Source organism: Dellaglioa sp. CoH-57-MRSF-20, assembly GCF_056781955.1.
Genome location: NZ_JBXAXV010000325.1, coordinates 1 through 242 on the forward strand (window position 1 = coordinate 1; position 242 = coordinate 242).

Here is a 242-nt window from a genome sequence, read left to right on the forward strand (position 1 = left end):
GCCGACTCGGCGTTGGTCTAAGCTGGATCAAGAGCAGATGAAGGTCAAGCTCAAGGAGCAGCAGGCGCACCTGAAACAGCTTGGCGCATGGCAGAAGAAGCCGCGTGCCAAGATTCTTGGCGATCTGGATGCGCTGATCCCGGCTATCGAGAAGGATCGCGCGTACGAAGCTGAAAAGGCGACCAAGAAGTTCAAGGTTTCGTAAATAGTGCTTGACCGATGAGGGTTGAATTGCTATAGTT

Annotated in this window: 1 protein-coding gene; it reads left to right on the forward strand. The window is 53.3% G+C overall.

The window, feature by feature from the left end:
- On the forward strand, positions 1-205 hold a 205-nt coding region (locus AC1RPN_RS09180), incomplete at its 5' end, for a hypothetical protein (protein WP_481763877.1).
- Between the last annotated feature and the right edge of the window lie 37 nt (positions 206-242).